We start from the raw sequence: 22,009 nt of genomic DNA on the forward strand, positions 1-22,009 counted from the left end.
AAATCACCTAAAAATTATACTTAATTGCTACTGTTGGATTAACTTTGAAACCGTACATTCCGGCAAAATCATTACTTAATTCAACTTCGCTTCCAACTGAAAATGTTTTATTAATGTTATACCAAATTTGTGGTTCGCTTAGAAACACAAAGTTTGATTTTTTGTAATGGTTTTGGAAATTATCTTTTGAAACGTGGTGCTTTTCTCTCCAAAAGTCAGCAAATCCACTAAAAGTAAACTTGCCATCAAATAAATGCAAATACCACACACCTGTAAGTTGGAAATTGTGTTGCTCCTGATTTCGCTCAATGTTTTTATATATAGCCTGTAGAGTGAAACCTTTCGAGAAATCCGGTGCATTCCATGAATATGAAACACCAACAAGATAGCAATTATTAAACCTGATAGCGGAATTTAAGCCACCGTTATATTCGAAGTGTGCAGCAATCGGGAAATCCCAGAATTTAAGGTCGCGAGCTATTTCCCAGTATGCTTCCGATGCACCTTTTTTGCTATGGTTAAAATCGACAAAGAAAAAAGTGCTGCCGTAACTATCCGGTTTGAATTGTTCTACGGTAGTTGTAATGTAGTTACGACCATCGCCAAAATCATAATGAACCTGCAGATTTTGAGAAATCAAGGAAGAAAGTGGTATTAGAAAAATTGATAAATAAAGTAGCTTTTTAAACATAATACCCCCAATTTATTGAAAAAAGAAGCAAAATTAATAAAAAAAATGAAATTATATTTTATTAGTTCTGTTAATTTTCAATAAAATTACAAATTACTTGAATAAAAAAGCCACCCCGAAGGGCGGCTATTATTATTATTTGAACAAATTACTCTTTAATAGGTTCAATTCTATCGACACCATCTTCCGGGCATCTTTGATGAATCTTATAAGAAGCAGAAAGAGTTGTAATTGGCACAGCAAGAAGACGCTCCTTTGCAATCAAAATACCGCAGACACGGCAAATGCCGTAAGTTTTGTCCTTAATTCTCAACAAAGCTTCATCCAATTTCTTAATGTAGTCTTTAATTCTTTGGATCTGAGCATAAGTTTTTTCTTTTTCCATTGCTTCGGAGCCTTGTTCTGCCATATGCATAGAATAAATCATACTTTCTTCGGCAAAATCATAGTTTGTAAGGTCTTCGAGACGTTCATAAAGCATCTGTAATTCGTCGAGAGCCTCGCTACGAGCCTCTAAAATAACATTTTTGAACATTTCCAAGTCTTCATCAGAATAACGAACGTCGGACTTAGGAGTATGCGGCTCAACAGGAGCTGGTTTGGGCTCTTGTTTTGGAGCAACAGGCTTCTGAGGAACAGGTTGCGGAGCGGGCTTTGGTTCAACTTTTGGTTTTTCAACGACTTTCTCAACAGGCTTAGCAACAGGTTTAGGAGCTTCCGCTTTTGGCTTTTCCTCTTTTTCAGCTTTTTTACGAGCAGAACGTTTTGTAGTGGGTTCCTCTTCGTATTTAATAGGCTCGAGCAGAGCATCATCTTTAATAATTTTTGGCTTTGTTTCTTGTTTTATTTCGGGTTTTGTTTCCTCAATTGTCTTGGCTGATTTCTTTTGCTTGTCTTCGGTTTGCACCGATTTGTCTTCGGCTTTGGCTGTTTTTTTAGCAGTTTTTGCCTTTGGTGCTGGTTCGGCTACTGCTTCAACAACCGCTTCAGCTTTTTTCTTTCCTGATTTGGAAGAAGCAGGCTTTGGTTCTGGAATAACATCGACTTTTGCTTTAGGTTCTTCTTTAGCAGTTTTTTTTGGTTTCTTTTCATCTTTGGTTTGGATTGGCTTTTCTTCGGATTTGGCTGTTTTTTTAGCAGTTTTTGCCTTTGGGGTTGGTTCGGCTACGACTTCAACAACTGCTTCAGCTTTTTTCTTTCCTGATTTGGAAGAAGCAGGCTTTGTTTCCTTCGCAGAAATAGTTTCCTGAACAGGTTCTTCTACTTTTTTAGTAGATTTAGTAACCTTTTTTGGAGTAGTATCGACTACTTCCTCTTTTTTCTTCTTGGTAGGCATAATTTATTCCTTGATATTGAAATTTCTTTCATTAATAATCATTGCAGTTCTCAAAAGAAAACTGCAATGACATCTACTAATGTATAAGTTATAAAGAAAATTTAAATTTTCAAATTATTTTTTTAGAATTTTGACAAAAACGATAGCCTCCTCGATGTCAATCTTTTCAAAATCGCTCTGATTAGAGACGAACTCAATATTTTCGGCAAGAGTTTCATTTTTTATGTAATCAGATTTTGCTGATAGAGCGTTTTGGATATTTTCATCGACAGAAACGAAGATATCGATTCTATCGGTAACTTCAAATCCGGAAGATTTACGAAGGTTTTGAATACGGTTAATAAATTCGCGGGCAATACCTTCGCGTAGCAAATCTTCATCAAGAGCAGTATCCAGAGCAACAGTAATACCATTTTCAGAAGCAACGAGCCAACCTTCAATATCTTCGCTAAAGATTTCGACATCTTCGAGAGTAATGAGGAATTCTTCGCCGTCGATTTGCAATTTATATTGGCTGTCCCCTATTAACTTAGAAACTTCTTTGGTTGGCAAATCCTTGATTGCATTGGCAACTTTCTGAGTAGATTTGCCAAATTTTTTGCCGATAGATTTGAAGTTTGCTTTTGCTCGTTTACTTACGATAGCAGAAGTTTCGTCGGTAACAAATTCAATTTCCTTAATATTAATTTCTTCTTTGATAATATCGGCAACGGCTTGAATATCACGGCGTTCCTGAGGACTATCGACAGGCAAAAGAATGCGGCGCAGCGGCTGACGAACGCGGATTTTTGATTTTTCGCGAAGGAAACGTGCGAGTGAAACGATTTGCTGTGCTTTTGCCATACGGTTTTCGAGAGCAGTATCAATTTTGTCGTGTTGAACTTCTGGGATACGGCATAGGTGCACAGATTCGGGTTCGTTTGCAAAGCGCAGGAACTGATAAATTTGTTCCGACAAGAAAGGTGCAGCAGGAGCCATAAGCTGAACAACAGTTTTCAAAACATAGCGAAGAGTTTGGTATGCAGCAATTTTTTCTTCATCTTTTTCACCTTTCCAGAAGCGGCGACGGTTGCGGCGAATATACCAGTTAGAAAGTTCATAAATTGTAAATTCCTGGATAGCACGCATTGCTTTTGTAACTTCGTATTCGTTCATAAACCGAACGAAATCGTTAATCAAAGAATTAGTGCGGGAGATAATCCATCTATCAATTTCTGGTTTTTGAGTGTGCGGAATTTCGAGTTCGCTACCATCGAAACCATCGATATTAGCATAAAGAGCAAAGAACGCATAAGTATTTGTGAGCGAACGGAAAAAGTCGGAAATAACAGTTTTGACAATATCTTCTTCGTTGAAAAGAGTTGCCTTCCAAGGTGGGTTATTAACAAATAAGTACCAACGGACAGCGTCAGCACCGAGCCTATCCATAATATCGAATGGGTCGATAACATTTCCTTTGGACTTGGACATTTTAATTCCGTGTTTGTCAAGGATAAGCTCATTGACAATGATGTTTTTGAAAGCAGGACTATCGAACAAAGCAGTGGCAATATTATGAAGAGTGTAGAACCATCCACGGGTTTGGTCGATACCTTCGGCGATAAAGTCTGCGGGAAACTGGCTACGGAAAAGCTCCTGATTTTCGAAAGGATAATGGAACTGAGCAAAAGGCATAGCACCACTATCGAACCACACGTCAATAACTTCGTGAACACGGCGATATTTATTACCGTTGCGGACAAAAACAACTTTATCGACAAAAGGTCTGTGCAAGTCAATTTCAAGGTTAGTTTCCTTTAGAGGAGTAAGACTTCCGTCCTCGTTCTCGTAGTAACCTTCTAAAAGTTCAGCAATTGAACCGACAGCAAATACATCATCTTTATTGTTTTCGTTCACCCACAATGGGAGCGGAGTGCCCCAGTAGCGGTCGCGAGACAAGTTCCAGTCTTTAACTTCTTCGAGCCAATTACCGAAACGCCCTTCCCCGATTTCTTTTGGCTGCCAGTTAATTTGTTTGTTAAGTTCAATCATTCTGTCTTTGTATTGAGGAGACCTAATGAACCAGCTTTCGCGAGCATAATATATAATTGGATTACCTGTACGCCAGCAATGTGGATAGCTATGCAGATAATCGTTAGTAGCGCGATAAATTTTTCCAGCATATTTAAGGGCGACAATAATATCTTTATCTGCACCTTCTTCGGTGTGGCCGTCGTAAACAAGAGTTTTTACAGCACGACCGGCAAACTCGCCCATATCTTCAGTAAAGTGTCCATCGAGAGTAACAGGCTGAACAAACGGGATACGGAATTTACGGCTCATCTCGTAGTCGTCTTCGCCGAAAGCAGGGGCAATATGGACGATGCCGGAGCCATCTTCGGTGGAGACGAAATCGCCGGGCAGAACACTCAAAGCATCAGGATATTCTTCGCTATTCCATTTGCAATAAGGGAAAATTTGCTCGTATTTTGTTCCAAGAAAATCGCGACCTTTGAATTCTTTAAGTATTTCATATTCGCCATCGAGAGCCGACAGACGGGCTTTGGCAAGAACAAGTTCGTCAATGAGCTCGCCGTCCTTGGTATTTCGTTTGTTGCGAACGAGGACGTAATCAATATCTTCACCAACGGCAGTAGCAACATTGGCAAGAAGCGTCCAAGGAGTTGTTGTCCATACAAGTAATTGTTTTTCAACAAGCTCACTTATTGGAGAAGATAATATTCTTAATTTAATGTAGCAATTTGGGTCCCGCACTTCTTTGTAACCAAGAGAAAGCTCGTGCGAACTAAGCGGGGTTCCGATAGTGGGAGATTGTGGGACGACTTTGAAACCGCGATAGATGAGCCCTTTATCGAAGAAAGTTTTCAAAGCCCACCAGACTGACTCGACATAGTCATTGGTGCAAGTGATGTAAGCTTTGGATAGATCGACCCAGTAGCCCATTCTTTCGGTGAGATAACCCCAACCTTCGTCCATTTCGATGTTTTTATAAACTAATTCTTTGCATTTAGCATTGAATTTGTCAATACCGAAAACTTCAATCTGAGATTTATCTTTAATTCCAAGTTCTTTTTCGACAGCAATTTCCACAGGCAAACCGTGAGTATCCCATCCGGCTTGGCGGCGAACATAATAGCCTTGCATAGTTTTGAAACGGCAGATAGTATCTTTGATAGTGCGAGCCATCATATGATGAATGCCGGGCTTGCCATTTACAGTTGGGGGACCTTCGTAGAAGCTATACACTTTGCTTTTGTCAGCATTTTCCAGTGTCTTTTCGAATATTTTGTGTTCTTTCCAAAAGTTCAATATAGATTTTTCGATTTCGGGATACGAGATTTTTTCAGGTAATGAATTAAACATTTTTCTTCACGTATAAGTATTAAAACATACAAATATTTATATAAAACAAATTTCAATTTTACGACTTTTTTTTCAGATAACAAAATGAATAATAAAAAGAAAGAATAAATAAGAGAAACAATTGAAAAACAGAAAGTTATCAACATTCGAAAAAAATATTTGATAATTAGAAACGATTTGTTATATTGCGTGTGAAAAAGTGGGATAAAGTGGTAAATAATCCCAAAAAAGAAATCAAATTGGTAGAAAATGGCATTCTTTAAAGGGCAAGAGACATACTCGATAGACAACAAAGGTCGGGTAAATATTCCAGCGAAGATGAGGAAATCGCTTTCGCCGGAAGCAAATGATACTTTTGCCATAACGCGCGGATTGGATAAATGCATCACAGCATATCCGATAGATGAATGGAAAAAATACGAAGAAAAGTTTGCCAATTTGAACCAATACGATGAAAAAAACCGGTATTTTTTGAGAATGTTGTTGATGTGGAGCGAAGAAGTAGCACTTGATGCCCAGCAAAGAATAACTTTGCCACGCAAACTGCTTGAATTTGCGGGCATCGAGAGCAAAGTGATGATAGTCGGGATGGGCGACCACATCGAATTCTGGAATCCTGATGAATTTGAAAACTACTTGAATAAATTCAACGAACCTTACGAGAAGGTTGCTGAACAAGTGTTCTCTGACAGTATGAAGTGAGACTGGCTGTGAAAAAAAAAAAGCATAAGAAGCGGCAGAAGCCAATACGCACAGAAGCGGCAAGTTATGATTACCACTTGCCGGTGTTAGGCGAAAAGTCTGTCGAATTGCTAATAAACAGGCAGGACGGAATATATATAGACGGCACTCTTGGAGGCGGTGGGCACGCGGCGTTAATCCTTCGAAAGCTCGATTCTGGGGGGAATTTATGGGCTTTCGATAAAGATGAAAACTCTATCCGGCACTGCCGGATAAAATTTGAGGAAGAGTTAAACAAAAAGCCTCCAAGACTTGTGCTGTTCAATTGTGGCTTCGAAGAAGCCTTTGAGCAGCCCGCACTGGCGGGCAATTTCTCTGGTCTTCTGCTTGATTTAGGCGTTTCCTCGATGCAGCTGGACACCGACTCACGGGGGCTAAGCTACCGGGTTAATTCGAGCTTAGATATGAGGTTTGGTGGAAGCGGCATTTCGGCAGAAGACCTTCTCAATTCTTTATCGGAAGAACAAATCTATCAAATTCTGCGAAACTATGGAGAAGAACCACGTTCGCGTGCTATTGCACGCACAATAGTTACTCGCAGAAAGCTTAGCCGAATACGCACTACATTCGAGCTTCGGGAAATTGTAGAAAGTTGTGTGCCGAAACCTCAACAAATCAGAACACTTTCGCGTGTGTTTCAAGCATTTCGGATTGCGGTTAACCGGGAGCTGGAAGTGCTTGAATATTCGCTTCGGAAAGCAATAGAAATGCTTGCACCGGGCGGACGGATTGTCGTGATTTCTTATCATTCGCTCGAAGATAGAATTGTAAAACACATTTTCAAAGAACATGCAATAAAAAAAGGCACAGTTGATATATCAAACACTGTGCCAAAATTAAAACTTCTTACAACAAAACCAATTGTTCCTGATGATGAGGAAATTGGTATCAATCCACGTTCGAGAAGTGCCAAGCTGAGAGCAGCTGAAAAGATTTAATACCTGTTTTGCATCCTTTGAGTTTTGATTATTATTTGTTCTTCGGAATTTTTATTTAATTTAAAATCAATTCTTAAAGTTCGCTTGCCTTCTAATTTATATTTGTGTGATGAAGACAAAATTTTGATATTTGTGAAATCTCCGGAAATCAGTAAAACGATGTCTTCGGCGGTATTAGCCTGATTTGAAAAGGAATATTTGTAAGTTTCAATTTGATTGGTGCCATCGAAATCTACATTCTGAATTTCTTCACGACCGTTAATATTAAAGGCTTTGGATAGTTTAAGAACTTCGGTGTTGTTTATATTAATTCCATTAGTCGGGATTTCTCCTACAAATTCAATATCTTCTTTGTTGATTGAATAAACTGAGAAAACACCTTTCGGAACAGTAAATCCCAAGCCATTATCTTTTGAGTTTACCAATTCAACTACATTAAAAATATCGACTTTGCCGCCGGTGTTCTGCCAAGGCTCGAAGCTTGAAAAAGCATATTTTTTTTTGAAAATTTTCACATTATCAGCACTTTTGTAAGATATTTTTCTGAATTGTTGGTTCAAAATTGAGAAATCATCTTTCAGGTCGTAAATGAAAAGACCAGATAATTCTTCTTCGGATGTGTTTGCGAGATTCATTTTTGCTGCTTGAGGAGAAAATCTCATTGCCCCGTAATCTTGTTCTTGAGAAATATCATTTAATCCGATTGGTTTGGGAACGTCTCCATAAATAAGCTTCATCCTGACATTTTTGAAATCTTTGCCGGAATTATTAAAAATCTGAAAATCGGACGAAAAGGTGGCAGAATTTGTTTGGTCGTTGATAATCAAAAAATGCTGGGCATTCCAGTAAATATCATTTATTTGATAATTAAGATTAATGTTTTGCGGACCTGATTTGATAGGTTCTATATCAAAAGAATATTTATTGTTCAAACTTACGTTATCGGGTAGTTCTTTAATTTCAATATCATATTCGAGCAGGTTCGACAGAAGAACAATGGAATTGTCGGGCTTTTTGAGAATTAATCTTGGATTATCATTCGGGAAAAAGGAGAGAATCTTGCCGTATAATTTTTCATTGCTGAATTTGTGGTAAACGGTAGCATCCTTGTTGATTGAATTTGATAGAATTTCGTTGAACAGTGATTTTCGAAAGAAGGAATAAGAATAGATATTTCCGTTTAGTTTAAGCATAAGAGAATTAGGAATAACACTTGATGGGAGGTTGTCAATCAGAAATTCCTGACGACCGTTTTTCAGATTGACATTAATAGTTTCCTCGACTACAGCAAAGCCACTGTTATAAATTGTCAGCTTTGGAGCTTGTGCAAAAAGCACATTACAAGCGAAAAGAAATATAAGAAAAGAGCGTTTCATTAATCAGTCCTCTTTTTTAGAGTAATAGTTTTTGAGAGATTTATTTTTTAAATCGTATTGTCCTTCCAAATGGTTTGCTTTTGTTTTTTCCCAAAGAGCTGCCCCATCGAGATATCCAGCACGTCCAATCATATGAGAAGAAACAGGAGAAGTCATAAATACAAAGATTACAATCAGGATAGAACGAGCATAAACAGCAAGGTCGTGGAAGAAAACAGCAGTTCCGACGATAACCAAGCCTACCCCGAGAGTGCTGGCTTTGGTGGTAACGGAAACACGAGTGTAAAGGTCAGGCATTTTGACTAACCCGACAGCTGTAAGAAAGATAAAGATGCTACCAGAAACAATCAAAATACCGGCAATAATTTCGAGTACAATGTTCATTGTAAGTTCCTCCTTTCGAGATAGTAAGCAAAAGAAACAGTTCCAAGGAAGGAAATAAGAGCCAGAATTAGAGCAACATCGAGAGCCATTGTTTTTCGCATAAAAACACCGAAGGCAGCCATAAAGGCTATGCCAATGGAAGTCATTGTGTCGAGTGCCACAATACGGTCGGCAATATCAGGACCGACGATAAGACGGAACAAAGAAATAAGCACAGAAATAATAATCAATGGCAGTGAAATATATAGGCAAATTTCGAGGAAACTCATCTCATAACCTCCAAAAGTTTTCTTTCAAGACCATTTTTTAAATCCTTGATAAATGTGTCGATATCATCGACATACATTGCGTGAATGTAAAGAGTTTTTCTGTCGTCAGAAACGTCTATGCTCCAAGTGCCGGGCGTCATAGTAATCATATTAGCGAACAAAGTAATTTCCAGGTCAGTTTTGCAATCAAGAGGAATTGCCAGAATAGCTGGTTTCATAAAGTAGCCCGGAGTAGCAACATCGTAAGCAACTTTCAGGTTGGAAACGATAATTTCCTTGATAAAATAGAGAATGAACCAAATAACTTTGAAAAAGCGAGTAAAATATGGTGTCGGTTCAGTAGACTTTCGAGTAATAAAAAGAAACAGGAAGCCAAGGAAAAATCCCTCGAAGAATGCAAAAAGATGCAAATTGCCCTGAAGGAACATCCAGATAAAAGCGAACATAATATTAACCATCAATCTATTCATTGGGCACCTCCAAGAACAGCGTTAATATAAACAGAAGGGTTGAGAAGCTGATGAGCGGCTTCGTTTGCATAATCGAAGAAAGGCTCGGGATAAAGCCCGATAAATAAAGTAATAGCCGCAAGAAGAATAATAGGTGCAAACATCATAGCAATTTTAAATTTCGGCAGTTGGCGAAGCGTTTGCTGTTCGGCAGCATATTCGGCTTTTTGTTCTTTCCAGAAGACTTCATTCCAAATTTTAATCATAGAAAACAAAGTGAGCAAGCCAACAAACAAAGATACTGCAAGAGCAAGGTATTCTGATTTCTCGACTGCAGCAACAGCTACTGTGTATTTTGCCCAGAAGCCGGAAAGCGGTGGCACTCCACCGAGAGAAAGGGCTGGAATTAAGAACAGCAAGCCAAGCAGAGGATATAATTTAAGCACACCACCGAGTTTTTTCAGGAGATAAGTGCCTTTTAGTTCACTGACAACGCCAGAAACAAAGAACAGGTTAGTTTTTACAATAATGTGGTGGAAAATATAGAACACACCGCCAGCGATACCGAGCGGAGTCATAAGCCCCAGCCCTAAAATCATATAACCAATCTGGCTAATGATGTGGAAAGACAGGATTCTGCGGAATTCCATCTGAGAGGCAGCTCCAAGCACACCTGAAAGCATAGTAAGCATTGCGATAATGATTATTATTGTATGAGTGAAAGCAACATCTGTAACGAATATTAAAGTAAATACACGGAAAAGAGCATAAACACCGACTTTGGTAAGCATACCAGCAAAAATTGCAGAAACTGCTGCCGGCGGAGTGTGATAGGAAGCGGGCAACCAGAAAAACAGAGGGAATATGGCAGCTTTTATCCCGAATGAAACTAAAAAGAACATAGCCATCACATTGACAATTCCTTTATTGGGAAGCATTGGGATTTTGCGGGCTAAATCTGCCATATTTAATCCGCCGGTAATACCGTACAGAATACCTACTCCGACAACGAAAAGAGATGATGAAAGCAAGTTAAGGATAACGTATTTTATTGCACCTTCTAATTGAGAACGTTCGCCACCCAAAGCCACAAGCGAAAAAGACGAAATGAGCAACACTTCAAACCAGACGAACATATTGAACAAGTCGCCAGTCATAAAGGAACCGTTAATACCCATAATCATTATTTGAAGCAGAGGGTAGTAACCGAAATGCTCGCGGGTTTCGTCCATTGTGCCAAGCGAATAGAGAGCAGTAGCAAAGCCAATGATACCCGAAACAAGAATCATTGTCATTGTAAGCAGGTCAGCTGTAAAGATAATACCAAACGGAGCTTTCCAGGCACCGATGTAAAGGCATTGAATTCCACTTGTTTTAATATACCAGGTAAGATATATAGCAAGGGCTAAAGTAACAGTCGAACCAATAACATTGATAATTCTCTGGATTGAACGATGCTTCCAGAAAAATAACATAATAATTCCGGTAAACAGCGGAAAAACAACAGGCATAGCTAAAATCGAGTTCATCTATTTGCCTCCCGGGACGTCTTCGTTGCACATAATGTCGGTAGAATTCATTTTATCTAAGTCGTCGTCGCCAACTTTTTGAAAAGCTTTGCGGAATAGAGCAATGGCAAAAGCCTGTGTGCCGAACCCGATGACGATAGCAGTTAAGATCAAAGCTTGCGGGAGTGGGTCTGCATAAGTGCCTTCGAGAGTGTTTGCATTCTCCGGGATAAAGGCAGCAAAACCTTTTGTAACACGTGCAACAGAGAAGATAGTTAGGTTCACTGCATTGCCCAGAAATACCATACCCAGAATAACTTTCACAAGGCTTCTTCGCAACATTAAGTAAAAGGCGGATGTAGCTAATATCCCAACAATTATTGCTAAAACAAATTCCATATATTTTACTCCTTATCTTCGAACAAAGTGAAAATAATGTTGAGAGTAACTCCTAACACGGTGAAATAAACACCGGTATCGAACACTGTTGGCGTTCCTAAGCTCCCGACAATCGGCAATTTATGTTCGTACCAAACACCTGTCATCAATGGTTTGCCAAAAAAGATCGGGAAAACAACACTACTTGCGGCAAGGAACAATCCAAAAGCCAAAACTTTAATTGGCTGAACACGAAAAATAGTTCTTACTTTGTCGATACCAAAGCCAAGCAGGTAAAGCGAGTAAGCCGCAGAAGCAACAAGTCCTCCAACGAAGCCACCGCCCGGATGATTATGCCCGCGAAAGAGCAGAAATACAGAAAAAATCAGAAGCAATGGCAGCAAATACATTGTCATAGTTTTAAGGATAATCGACCTCATTGCTCTTCTCCTTGTTTTCTTAGACGGAGTAATGAATAGACGCCAACAGCCGCAATTGAAAGCACAGTGATTTCGCCCATAGTATCAAATCCACGGAAATCAACAAGTATCACATTTACTATGTTTTTGCCGTGTCCGATTAAGTAGCTTGTTTGAGCAAAATATTCGCTAAGACTGTTATCGTATTTGCCATAAGCACTTACAAAAATAATTATCATAGAAAACAATGAACCGAATGCCAAAGCAATTACTAAATCGCGAATTCTTGTTTTAAGTTTTGAATGAGTGAAAAATCGAGGCAATTTATATAATACAAGAACAAACAGAATAACAGAAAGTGTTTCGATAGAGAGCTGGGTCATTGCTAAGTCCGGGGCACCGTAGATAATGTAAATCAAAGAAATCAGTGCTCCAACAATGCCCATAGACGCAATCGCTGAAAGCCGTCCTTGTGAAAGGAGAGCAAAAACACTTGCAATAAGAACAGTTATGAGCATAGAGATGTCGTAAATATCAATACCATTTAAGCTTCTTTCGATAGAAATAGCAATGGCATTCAGAATACTTTCGGAAGTATTGAAACCGAAAAATGAGCCACCAACTAATAAAATAAACAATGCTAAAATAGTAAATATATAATAGCGAAGATGCCCATTTTGCAAGAATTTTGTTTGTATTTCAGCAAAGCTTAATGTTCCATTAAAGATATAATCATACCATTTGGATGGGAAGAAGTATTCCGGAATTCTGATTTTCACAATAAAGGAAACAATCGAATTACGTTTAGCTACGAACACAAGCCCGATAACAATCGTGAGCAAGCTTAGCTGCAAAGGCAAATTAAACCCGTGGAAAAGTGCGAGATGATGCGAAGCCAACGGAAAAATTGATTGTAAAGCTTTGTTAGTAATTCCATCAACGGTGGAGCTTGCAAAAATACCGAACACCAAACCCAACAGAGCAAGAGCAACGGGTCCACTTGTCATTTGGAACGGAGCTTCGGCAACGTGTTCGGAAGGAGATTTAAATTCTCCGAAAAATGGCAAAATACCGCTATATGCCATAACTGCAAAAATATTTATAGCAGAAATCACTGTAATTGTAATAAACAAAGAACTGTAAACGCCGGACTGCAAAGTTGCTTCGTAAAGCATTTCTTTGCCGATAAAACCAATAAAAGGAATAATTCCCATACCAGAGAGAGCAGCTAAAACTCCGATTAAAGTGGTAATAGGCAAATATTTGCGAAGTCCGCCGATATTACGAATATCGCGGGTGCCGGTTTCGTGGTCGATAATTCCAGCAGTGAGGAACAGGGCACCTTTGTAGAGAGAATGAGCGAACAGATAAACTATCATTGCAGAAACGGCTTTCTCGCCACCAAGTCCGATAAGCATAGTTAAAGTGCCAAGCACAGAGACAGTAGAATATGCAAGCAGACGTTTTAAATCTGTTTGCTTCAGTGCCATCGTCGATGCCATAAGCATTGTCCAGCCTCCGAACCCACCAAGAAGCCACATCCATAAATCAGTTCCACCAAGAATTGGCAAAAACTTAATCATAAGGAAAACGCCGGCTTTGACCATTGTAGCAGAGTGCAAATAAGCACTCACAGGAGTTGGAGCCTCCATTGCATTAGGCAACCAGAAATGGAATGGAAACTGAGCCGATTTTGTAAATGTGCCAATCAAAAAAAGTATTAAAATCGAAGGATAAAGTAAGTTGCTGATTATGTTGCTATGGGAAGCGTACATCTGCGAAATTTCGTAAGTGCCGGTAATTTGCCCGAGCATAATAACACTGGCAAGAAGTGCCAATCCACCACCAGCAGTAACAAGCAAGGACTGCAAGGCAGCATAGCGCGAACGTTCCTGTTCGTGATTAAATCCAATCAGTAAAAATGAGCTGATAGAGGTAAGTTCCCAAAAAACAAAAAGAGCAAGTGTGTTATCACAAGTAACAACACCAAGCATTGAAGCCATAAAAATGCTAATGTAAACATAGAATGGGACAATTTTTTCGCTTTTTGCTAAATAAGCAGAAGCGTAAAGATAGACCACAAAACCAATCCCACTGATAATAAGGGCAAAGATAAGATTTAGCCCGTCAATCAGGAAATTCAGATTGATTTTCAGAAATGGAATCCAGTAGAAAGAAGCATAGATTTTTTCGCCTGCCAACACATTGGGAATAAATTGCAAATAGTAGATAAATAGCGAAAGTGGCAAAACCGAGAGCAGTGCTCCTGCAACTTTCCTATTTAACCTGAAAATCAGCGGCACTATGCAGGCAACAATAAATCCTGATAATACAGCAAGGAACATCAAATTACTCCAAAATATTTATGTTATTTGTTATTTAGCATAAATAAAAATTAAAATTGCAATTCCAATTATTATTCTATAGAAAATAAAAATATAAGTAGAATGCTTTTTTAAATATTTAATAAGAAAATCGATGGCAAAATATCCGCTAATAGCCGAAACAAGAGTTGCTACAAGGATGTTGAACCATTCGCCAGCAGAAACAAAAGATAATGCCTGATAAAACTGAAGCACACCGCTTGCAAAAATTGCAGGAATGCTAAGCAAAAAAGAAAATCTTGCAGCCGTTGCGCGATTCATCCCCAGAAACAGACCAGCAGTAATTGTTGTGCCCGAACGAGACGAACCAGGAATAAGTGCCACACATTGAGCAAGTCCCACCACGAGAGCATCCCAAAAGGTCAGGTCTTTTTCTGATTTGCGAAGTTTCGCAATTTTCTCGGCAAGAAGCAAAATCAAAGCAAGAACGATAAGACTTATAGCAATAACTGTGAGACTTTTAGTAAAATCACCTTCGATAATCTTCTTCAAGGCAAGCCCAATTGTCATTATTGGCAAGCTGCCGATGATAACAAACCAACCGAGTCGGCTATTAAGACTTTGACGAGAGAAAGCAAGCCGGTTTTTCCCTAGGTTTTCCCGAAGGAATGCAGTTGGAATTTCATAAATTTCGCAGCGAAAATACCAGAGAACAGAAAAAAGAGTGCCGAGCTGGATAATTGCAATAAAAGCAGTCCATTGCTCGGGGTGGGAGTGGTCGATAGTTCCGAAAAGTTCGCCGAAAATTGTTAGATGAGCTGTAGAACTAATGGGGATGAATTCAGTAAGACCCTGTATTAATCCTAAGACAATAGCAACGAGTAAATTCATTATGAAAACTTATAGTTAAACAATAATATTATTGAAACATAATGCACTTAAAAAAACAAATTAAAAAGAATTATTGAAATTTGGAAAAGTGATTAGTATTTTTTTCTTATTTTTGTAAATTATTTTGTTTTTTTGGGAGTTAAATAGATGATTCGGCTAAATGTAAATATCGACCATATTGCAACAATACGAAACGCACGTGGTGGGAATGAACCTGATCCTGTTTTTGCAGCATCGTTGGCAGAGTTGGCAGGAGCAAGCGGAATAGTATGTCATCTGCGGGAAGACCGTCGCCATATAAACGATAGAGACCTGAGACTTCTGCGGGAAGTTGTTCAGACGAAATTAGACCTTGAAATGGCAGCAAACGAAGAGATAATACAAATTGCATTGCAAACACGTCCGGAATTAGTTACGATTGTTCCCGAAAAACGCCAAGAGCTCACAACCGAAGGCGGTTTGGATGTTGTTTCGCAGAGAGAAAAGCTTATATCGCTTTGCGAGAGAATGCACGAGCGTGGAATAGAAGTAAGTTTGTTTGTGGAACCTGAAGAAAAGCAAATCACTGCTGCCAAGGAAGTTGGTGCGGATATGGTCGAGCTACACACAGGAACCTATGCCAATGCAAAAACTCCCGAACGTTTCAAATTCGAATTAAACAGAATTATTAATGCTGCTGCTTTTGCCGGCAATCTTGAATTGAAAGTGGCTGCTGGTCACGGGCTTAACTATTACAATACAAAGCACATTTGTTACATTTACGAAATTGAGGAGTTAAGCATAGGGCATTCGATTATTTCTCGTGCTGCACTTGTTGGAATTGAACGGGCAGTAAAAGAAATGATTGAGCTTATAAACAATTCTACATTACACAGAAACATAGATATTTAGTATATGTGTGGAATAGCAGGAATATTCAATTACTCCGGACAGCAAAACGCTATAAGTCAAGAAATTTTAAAACAAATGTCTGATTGTATAGTTGAGCGGGGTCCTGATTCGGACGGCACTTATATTTCTGAGGACAGATTGTGCGGGATGACCTTTCGCCGACTGGCAATAGTGGATCTTTCTGCAAACGGCAATCAGCCAATGCAAACTGCTGATGGGAATTTCTCGATTGTGTTTAATGGCGAAATATATAATCATCTTGAAATACGCAAAGAATTAATTCAATTAGGTTTCAATTACCGTTCCAAAACTGACACGGAAACGATTCTGTATGGGTATGTGAGCCGGGGAAAAGATATTTTGCAAAAAATGCTTGGGATGTGGGCAATTGCAATTTATGACAAAGAAAGGCAGGAACTGTTTTTAGCTCGCGACAGAATCGGAATAAAGCCGTTATATTTTTACATAAAGAACGGAATATTTCTTTTTGCTTCGGAAATCAAATCAATTCTTGCTCATCCACTTGCAGAGAAAGAATTTAATTATGATGAACTGCCTAATTATTTAAATTATGGACTATCTTCCAACCGTGGCACTTTATTTAAAAATATATACAAAATACCTGCCGGACACTTTTTAGTAATCAATAAAGATGGTGAAATTAAATTACAGAGGTATTGGAGCCCATTCAACAAGGAAAAGGAAATTGAATTAGAGCAACTAAGCGACGAAGAAATCCAAAAGCAATTACTTGAATTATTGCGGCGGTCAATTGAAGCACGGATGATGAGCGATGTGCCGTTCGGAGTATTTCTTAGTGGTGGGATTGATTCGAGCGTAAATGTTGCTTTGATGGCAGAGCTGATGAACCGTACGGTAGATACGTTCACTGTTGGCTTTCGACAACTCGAAAAGTATAATGAACTGCAATATGCAAGAAAAATTGCCGAAATTTTCAAGACGAACCATCGCGAAATATTAATTGATGAAAATGATGCGATAGGAATACTGGAAAAGCTTGCTTATCGTGAAGACGAACCAAATGCAGACCCTGTGTGCATTCCGTTGTATTTTCTGTCGCAACTAACCCGTCGGAGTGGCACAATTGTGGTGCAAGTCGGCGAAGGAAGCGACGAACAATTTGCAGGATATCCGTGGATTGTTCAGCACTACAATGTGTATGAAAAATACTGGAAGCATTACATTAAACTACCTGAAACAATCAGAAAATCTGCGTATTATGCTGCCAAGCCTATATTGAGTGCAACAGGAAAAATTTTGGCACTTGATTATATCCGACGCGCTGCTTATGGTGAGCAATTTTACTGGAGCGGTATGCCAATTTTTTCTACGTGCCATTTGCAAAGACTATTTGCACCAAACTTTGAACAATTAGTGTCGAAGCCTGCCGAATATGCTGAATATTTGCATAAACAAGCTCTTGAACTTTCGCCAGATGCAGATTATTATCAGCGGATGGCATATCTGGAACTTACACAACGGCTTGCTGAGCTTCTGCTTATGCGGGTCGATAAAGTTACAATGTCGCATAGTATCGAGGCACGGGTCCCGTTTTTAGACCATAGAATTGTGGAATTTTCTACTGCACTCAAAGCAAATCGAAAGATGCCAGACGGAAAAACAACTAAATACATATTGAAAAAAGCAGTTGAAAGCATTTTGCCAAAAGATATTATTTACAGACGGAAGCAAGGATTTGCCGCCCCCGTAGAAGAATGGCTCCGGAAGGAATGGCACAAGTATGCCAAAAATGAAATTATTAACTCCCATTTTGTTCAAAATAGAATTTTCGATGAGAAATACATCGAAAAGCTTATTGCAGAACATCATTCATATAAAGCTAACAACTCGAAACAAATTTTCGCACTTCTGATGTTATCACTTTGGTGGAAAAAGTTTTTTTAATTGTGGCATATTTCTTGCACAAATAAAAATACTTTTGAATTTCGACCAAAGTTGGTAATTTTGGAATGGGTAGTTATGATTAAGAAAACGAAAAATATAATATTGCCATTGATATTGGCAGCGATTTTGTTTATTGGCTTTACTCAGGATAAAGCTAATAAAATTCCGGAGATTGCATTACCAGACGAAGAAGAATTAGGCAAGCGTCATCCTATTCCACTACTTTTTTCTCCCGTTAAAGATACAATCTACGTTCTGGGCGATGAATATATAGAAATTTGTTTGAAAACACAGACAGCAAAATTAGTGCAAAGAAACGGGAATAGTTTTGAGTATAAAATCAGCTCTGGCAATCCGTTTATTTCGCAGGGAATTGAAACAACGACAGGAGTTTTTACAGTTCAATCGAAATCTCCAAAAGCAATTTCGAAGCAATTTAATAACGCTGAGCTATTCTGGTGGGTTGGCTTTAATGGCAATATTGGTTTTCACGGGCTTGCAGGAAATGGTTATTATCATCATTTAGGTGTGAGGTCGTCTTCGCACGGGTGTGTGAGAATAAGCCGCGAAGACGGCAAAGATTTATACGAAAAGGTGCGAGTAGGCACACCTGTAATGGTTTATAAATCTGAACCAGCAAGAATATTTGCTTTCGCTGATTTTGATGATTATGCCAAATCACATTCTGCAATATTGTTGAATGATGATGCAAGTATCAGAAGGTTTTTAAGCAATCGGCTCGACAATTTATATCAAGGGAAAGCCCATACAAAAAATAAAACACGTGTATTTATCGATGGTGCAACAAAATTGAGACAATTGAAAATATCGGAAGGTGATTTTGCAAAAGTGTCTATTATTCAGGAAGTACCAATCGGAGATGTTCCGCTTTATATTGCTGAAAAAGACAAATTAAGAAGAAACGAAACATTATTTGTGCAAAAAAATAAGCAAAAAGAAGAGAGTTCAGAGAATAGTGATAAAAAGTAAAAATCACAAAATATTTTAATATTGCAAAAATCCCCAGCGTAGAGCCGGGGATTTTTATTTTAGGATTTGATTATCATTTCGAGAGCCATTTGGTATTTTTCTAAAGTGCCGCTAATAATTTCGGGAGGCAGTGGCGGCGGAGGTGGCTGTTTGTTCCAGTTGGTGCTTTCAAGCCAATCACGAAGAATTTGCTTATCAAAGTTTGTTTGAGGAACACCGGGAGCGTAGCTTTCCTTCAGCCAGAAGCGAGACGAATCCGGAGTGAGAGCTTCGTCGATAAGAATAATTTTGCCATCGATCATCCCAAATTCGAATTTTGTATCGGCAAGGATGATTCCACGCCCGGAAAGGTAGTTTGCGGCAAATTTATATAAATTGATTGAAGCTTGCTCAATGATACTGAAGACGCTATCTCCAAGAATATGCTTAGCCATTTCGGGAGAAATATTTTCGTCGTGTCCGGCTTCTGCTTTGGTGGAAGGAGTAAAAACAGGTTCGGGGAGTTGCTCGAATTCTTTAAGACCTGCCGGAAGAGGAATACCGCAGATAGTTTGGGATTTCAGATATTCTTTCCAGCCACTTCCTGCGATATAGCCACGGACAATACATTCGACAGGAAGAGGGGAGCATTTTTTTACAATCATCGAACGACCATCCAAAACCTGTCTGTATTTTTTGCAAACATCGGGATAATCATCAACATTGGATGAAATGAAATGATTATCGATGATATGCTTAGTATTTCTGAACCAGAATTCAGAAATTTTGTTAAGTATAATACCTTTGCCTGGGATAGGTTCCTGCATAATAACATCAAAAGCAGAGATGCGGTCAGTTGCAACGAACAAAAGGCATTCGCCGAGGTCATAGACATCACGGACTTTACCCCGGCGAATGAGTGGAATATCCTGAAAGTTTGTTTGGAAAACGTTCATTTAGAGCATTCCTGCAATAACAAGAGAAACTACAGCCATCAACTTAATAAGGATATTGAGCGATGGACCAGAAGTATCTTTGAAAGGATCGCCAACTGTGTCTCCGGTAACGGCAGCTTTGTGTGGGTCTGAACCTTTGTAGTATCGCTTGCCATCGATTTCGACACCTTCTTCGAACATTTTTTTAGCATTGTCCCAAGCACCACCAGCGTTAGCCTGAAAAACAGCAAGCAGAACACCGACAACAGTAACGCCAGCAAGCAAACCGCCTAATGTTTCCGCACCAAAGGCAAATCCAACAAATAGAGGAACAATAACAGCAAGAAGACCCGGAGCAATCATTTCACGGATAGCAGCTTTAGTGGAAATAGCAACGCATTTTGTGTATTCGGCAGCATCCTGTGCTTGGTGCAAAGCATCCAAATCTTCTTTGCTCCAATCTTTTTTATCTTTGTCTCCATATTTTTTCATTAAATCAAGAGCTTTAACCATAGAAGGGATTTCAGTGAACTGGCGACGAACTTCTTTTACCATACTCATAGCAGCGCGTCCAACTGCTCCCATAGATAAAGCACTGAAAACGAACGGAAGCACTCCACCGATAAATAATCCAGCCATTACATTAGCTTTGGAAATATCTATTGATTTAATATGAGCAGCAGTCATAAATGCACCGAAAAGTCCCAATGCAGTAAGAGCAGCGGAACCAATTGCGAAGCCTTTACCGATAGCAGCAGTTGAATTGCCGACAGCATCAAGTTTATCAGTGCGTGAACGTACTTCTTTCTCGAGTTCGCTCATTTCAGCAATACCGCCAGAATTGTCGGCAATAGGACCATAGGCATCAACTGCGAGCTGAATACCAGTTGTTGCAAGCATACCAACAGCAGCAATAGCAATGCCATAAAGACCAGCATAATAGAACGAACCAATAATTGCGATAGCAATAAGAATTACAGGAATTGCAGTTGAAAGCATACCTGTTCCAATTCCAGCGATAATGTTGGTGGCGTGTCCGGTTAAAGACTGCATAGCAATTTTGCGAACAGGTGGTTTGCCTAAACCAGTGTAATATTCAGTGATGAAGCCAATACCAACGCCCGCGAGCAGCCCAACAATAGTAGCGAGGAAAACACCGAGAGAAGTAATGGTAAACACTTGATTATAAAGTGGGTCTTCGTAGAGCCATTGTTCGGGGAGAATCCAGTGAATAATCAAGTAGGAAACAACAATCATCAGCACAGCAGCAATACTTGTTCCGACATTAAGTGCAGCCTGAGGATTGCCACCTTCGCGAACTTTTACGAAAAATGTTCCGAAAATAGAAACAAGGATACCAGCACCTGCAAGGAAAAGAGGCAGAACAACAGCTGAAAGCCCTTTGAACATAGTAGTTTGAAATTCAGGAACTGCAAAGAATGAAGCCCCAAGAACCATTGCAGCGACAATTGAGCCTACATAAGATTCGAATAAGTCTGCTCCCATACCGGCAACGTCGCCTACGTTGTCGCCAACGTTGTCGGCAATAGTAGCCGGATTAAGCGGATGGTCTTCCGGAATACCGGCTTCGACTTTTCCAACAAGGTCGGCACCGACATCTGCTGCTTTTGTATAAATACCGCCACCTACTCTTGCAAAAAGAGCAATTGACGATGCACCAAAAGAAAAGCCAGTTACAACATTTACAACTTTCAATATAGCTTCGCTTGAACTTGCCCCATCAAAAGTGTTGTTGTATAGAAGGAAAAGAATACTCAAACCAGTAACACCAAGACCTACAACGCCCATACCCATAACTGAGCCGCCGTTGAAAGCAACGCGCAAAGCACTGTTTAGCCCTGTGCGAGCAGCATTGGTAGTGCGAACATTTGCTTTTGTTGCAACTCGCATACCGATAAAACCAGCCAACCCAGAGCAAAATGCGCCAACGATGAAGGAAAGCCCAACAAGTGGGTGAGTGTTTTCTGTGCTTGCTCCCTGAATTGTAAGCAGAATTGCAACAAGGACAACAAAAATTGCAATCATCTGATATTCTGCTTTGATGAATGCCATAGCACCTTCTGCAATGGAGCGAGCAATTCGCTGCATCCTTTCGTTGCCGGGATCCTGACTGCTAATCCATTTTGCCCTGATGTAAGTGTAAAGCAAAGCAATTATACCAGTCGCAGGAATTAAAAATAGTAGTGAATCCATCAAAAAC

Annotated in this window: 19 protein-coding genes; 5 read left to right on the forward strand and 14 right to left on the reverse strand. The window is 39.4% G+C overall.

Annotated features, from left to right (window positions below; all coding sequences use genetic code 11):
* Window positions 1-7: 7 nt before the first annotated feature.
* From ACY2LT_RS05730 to ileS, 3 genes are all read right to left on the reverse strand, one after another.
* Window positions 8-691 (reverse strand): DUF5020 family protein, encoded by a 684-nt coding sequence (locus tag ACY2LT_RS05730; protein ID WP_491814431.1) that lies wholly within the window; start codon window positions 689-691, stop codon window positions 8-10.
* Between the two features lie 148 nt (window positions 692-839).
* The gene (locus tag ACY2LT_RS05735; RefSeq protein WP_491814433.1) at window positions 840-2,027 is read right to left on the reverse strand and encodes a TraR/DksA family transcriptional regulator; all 1,188 of its coding nucleotides are present in this window, start codon (window positions 2,025-2,027) and stop codon (window positions 840-842) included.
* A 114-nt stretch (window positions 2,028-2,141) separates the two neighbouring features.
* Window positions 2,142-5,390, reverse strand: a complete 3,249-nt coding sequence (gene ileS / locus ACY2LT_RS05740) for an isoleucine--tRNA ligase (protein ID WP_491814434.1) — start codon at window positions 5,388-5,390, stop codon at window positions 2,142-2,144.
* A gap of 249 nt (window positions 5,391-5,639) precedes the next feature.
* On the opposite strand from ileS, the gene mraZ reads away from it, so the two are divergent.
* Together mraZ and rsmH are read left to right on the forward strand one after the other, a co-directional pair.
* On the forward strand, window positions 5,640-6,092 hold the full coding sequence (gene mraZ, locus ACY2LT_RS05745) for a division/cell wall cluster transcriptional repressor MraZ (RefSeq protein WP_491814435.1): 453 nt from the start codon (window positions 5,640-5,642) through the stop codon (window positions 6,090-6,092).
* A gap of 8 nt (window positions 6,093-6,100) precedes the next feature.
* On the forward strand, window positions 6,101-7,069 hold the full coding sequence (rsmH, locus tag ACY2LT_RS05750) for a 16S rRNA (cytosine(1402)-N(4))-methyltransferase RsmH (RefSeq protein WP_491814436.1): 969 nt from the start codon (window positions 6,101-6,103) through the stop codon (window positions 7,067-7,069).
* Here rsmH and ACY2LT_RS05755 read toward each other — a convergent pair.
* The 9 genes from ACY2LT_RS05755 to uppP are packed head-to-tail and all read right to left on the reverse strand — an operon-like array spanning window position 7,066 to window position 15,067.
* Window positions 7,066-8,445 (reverse strand): DUF4139 domain-containing protein, encoded by a 1,380-nt coding sequence (locus ACY2LT_RS05755; protein ID WP_491814437.1) that lies wholly within the window; start codon window positions 8,443-8,445, stop codon window positions 7,066-7,068. The two genes, rsmH and ACY2LT_RS05755, sit on opposite strands and share 4 nt — an antisense overlap.
* A gap of 3 nt (window positions 8,446-8,448) precedes the next feature.
* Entirely contained in the window at window positions 8,449-8,829 is a 381-nt protein-coding gene (gene mnhG / locus ACY2LT_RS05760; protein WP_491814438.1) for a monovalent cation/H(+) antiporter subunit G, read from the reverse strand.
* The gene (locus tag ACY2LT_RS05765; RefSeq protein ID WP_491814439.1) at window positions 8,826-9,098 is read right to left on the reverse strand and encodes an MrpF/PhaF family protein; all 273 of its coding nucleotides are present in this window, start codon (window positions 9,096-9,098) and stop codon (window positions 8,826-8,828) included. The genes mnhG and ACY2LT_RS05765 overlap by 4 nt, the downstream gene beginning before the upstream one ends.
* Window positions 9,095-9,568 (reverse strand): Na+/H+ antiporter subunit E, encoded by a 474-nt coding sequence (locus ACY2LT_RS05770; RefSeq protein ID WP_491814441.1) that lies wholly within the window; start codon window positions 9,566-9,568, stop codon window positions 9,095-9,097. The genes ACY2LT_RS05765 and ACY2LT_RS05770 overlap by 4 nt, the downstream gene beginning before the upstream one ends.
* On the reverse strand, window positions 9,565-11,076 hold the full coding sequence (locus ACY2LT_RS05775) for a Na+/H+ antiporter subunit D (RefSeq protein WP_491814442.1): 1,512 nt from the start codon (window positions 11,074-11,076) through the stop codon (window positions 9,565-9,567). The genes ACY2LT_RS05770 and ACY2LT_RS05775 overlap by 4 nt, the downstream gene beginning before the upstream one ends.
* Window positions 11,077-11,454 carry a Na+/H+ antiporter subunit C gene (locus ACY2LT_RS05780; RefSeq protein WP_491814443.1) on the reverse strand — a complete coding sequence of 126 codons (378 nt, stop codon included), beginning with the start codon at window positions 11,452-11,454 and terminating at the stop codon, window positions 11,077-11,079.
* A 5-nt stretch (window positions 11,455-11,459) separates the two neighbouring features.
* Complete coding sequence (locus ACY2LT_RS05785) at window positions 11,460-11,873, reverse strand: Na+/H+ antiporter subunit B (RefSeq protein WP_491814444.1); 414 nt, start codon at window positions 11,871-11,873, stop codon at window positions 11,460-11,462.
* Window positions 11,870-14,197: a putative monovalent cation/H+ antiporter subunit A gene (locus ACY2LT_RS05790; protein WP_491814445.1), complete on the reverse strand. Its 2,328-nt coding sequence runs from the start codon at window positions 14,195-14,197 to the stop codon at window positions 11,870-11,872. The genes ACY2LT_RS05785 and ACY2LT_RS05790 overlap by 4 nt, the downstream gene beginning before the upstream one ends.
* Before the next feature lie 30 nt (window positions 14,198-14,227).
* The gene (uppP, locus tag ACY2LT_RS05795; protein ID WP_491814446.1) at window positions 14,228-15,067 is read right to left on the reverse strand and encodes an undecaprenyl-diphosphatase UppP; all 840 of its coding nucleotides are present in this window, start codon (window positions 15,065-15,067) and stop codon (window positions 14,228-14,230) included.
* Between the two features lie 147 nt (window positions 15,068-15,214).
* On the opposite strand from uppP, the gene ACY2LT_RS05800 reads away from it, so the two are divergent.
* The 3 genes from ACY2LT_RS05800 (at window position 15,215) to ACY2LT_RS05810 (ending at window position 18,874) form a co-directional block, all read left to right on the forward strand.
* Window positions 15,215-15,958, forward strand: a complete 744-nt coding sequence (locus ACY2LT_RS05800; RefSeq protein ID WP_491814448.1) for a pyridoxine 5'-phosphate synthase — start codon at window positions 15,215-15,217, stop codon at window positions 15,956-15,958.
* Window positions 15,959-15,961: 3 nt separating this feature from the next.
* The gene (gene asnB, locus ACY2LT_RS05805; protein ID WP_491814449.1) at window positions 15,962-17,884 is read left to right on the forward strand and encodes an asparagine synthase (glutamine-hydrolyzing); all 1,923 of its coding nucleotides are present in this window, start codon (window positions 15,962-15,964) and stop codon (window positions 17,882-17,884) included.
* Between the two features lie 75 nt (window positions 17,885-17,959).
* Window positions 17,960-18,874, forward strand: a complete 915-nt coding sequence (locus ACY2LT_RS05810) for a L,D-transpeptidase (protein WP_491814451.1) — start codon at window positions 17,960-17,962, stop codon at window positions 18,872-18,874.
* A gap of 59 nt (window positions 18,875-18,933) precedes the next feature.
* Here the strand turns inward: ACY2LT_RS05810 and ACY2LT_RS05815 are convergent, their stop codons facing one another.
* Complete coding sequence (locus ACY2LT_RS05815; protein ID WP_491814452.1) at window positions 18,934-19,809, reverse strand: phosphoribosylaminoimidazolesuccinocarboxamide synthase; 876 nt, start codon at window positions 19,807-19,809, stop codon at window positions 18,934-18,936.
* A complete protein-coding gene (locus ACY2LT_RS05820; RefSeq protein WP_491814453.1) occupies window positions 19,810-22,002 on the reverse strand; it encodes a sodium-translocating pyrophosphatase in 2,193 nt (730 codons plus the stop codon).
* Between the last annotated feature and the right edge of the window lie 7 nt (window positions 22,003-22,009).

This window comes from Eximiradius proteiniborus (genome assembly GCF_058546985.1).